The following is a 929-nucleotide window of genomic DNA, read 5'->3' on the forward strand; positions in this document are numbered from 1 at the left end:
ATGAGCCGGGCCCGGATGTCCTGGCCCTGAAGGTCCGCGACCAGGGTTTCGACGGCGTCCTTGTCGCCCGAAACGACGGTGGTGTTGGGGCCGTTGACGGCGGCGATGCTGACGCCACTGGTCAGGTGTTCTTCGACCGTCTGGACAGGCTGGGGGATGGAGGCCATGGCGCCCCGGCCGGCGAGGTGCTCGCCGATGATCCGTGCGCGTACGGCGACGACCTTGGCCGCGTCCTCGAGCGAAAGCGCACCCGCCACAGCCGCGGCGGCGATCTCGCCCTGGGAGTGGCCGACGACCGCATCCGGACGGACACCGAGTTCCTGCCAGGTCGCGGCGAGGGACACCATGACGGCCCAGGTGACAGGCTGGATGACGTCGACCCGGTCCAACTCCGCACCGGAGCGCAGCACCTCGGTCAGCGACCAGTCGACGTAAGGCGCGAGGGCTTCCTCGCAGCGAGCCATCGACTCGGCGAACGCGGGCACAGCATTGAGGAGTTCGGCACCCATACCGGCCCACTGCGTCCCCTGCCCCGGGAACACGAACACGGTCCTCCCGGTCTCGTCGGGCGCGATGCCCTGCACGAGGTGGGGTGAGGGCTCCCCCTGAGCGAGGGCGTCGAGCGCGGCGGTGAGAGCGTCGGGGGTCTCGGCGACGACCACGGCGCGGTGCTCGAACAGGGCGCGCCCGTTGACGAGCGTGTCGGCGACGGCTGCGGTGTCCAACTCGGGCCGCTGTACGACGTATTCGCGGAGCTGCCGTGCCTGGGCGCGCAGCGCGTCGGCGGTCCGGGCAGAGATCACCCACGGCACGACGCCCGAGTCGGCGGGCCGGCCCTGGTCGAGGGCGACGGGGGACTCTTCGATGATGGCGTGCGCGTTGGTGCCGCTGACGCCGAAGGAGGAGACGCCGGCCCGGCGGGGCCGGTC

General features: G+C 71.8%; 1 protein-coding gene. It reads right to left on the reverse strand.

All coding sequences use genetic code 11. From position 1 onward, the window contains the following. On the reverse strand, nt 1-929 hold a 929-nt coding region (locus IE172_RS34200), incomplete at both ends, for an acyltransferase domain-containing protein (RefSeq protein WP_190101261.1).

This window comes from Streptomyces griseoflavus, assembly GCF_014649995.1.
Taxonomy (GTDB): domain Bacteria; phylum Actinomycetota; class Actinomycetes; order Streptomycetales; family Streptomycetaceae; genus Streptomyces; species Streptomyces griseoflavus.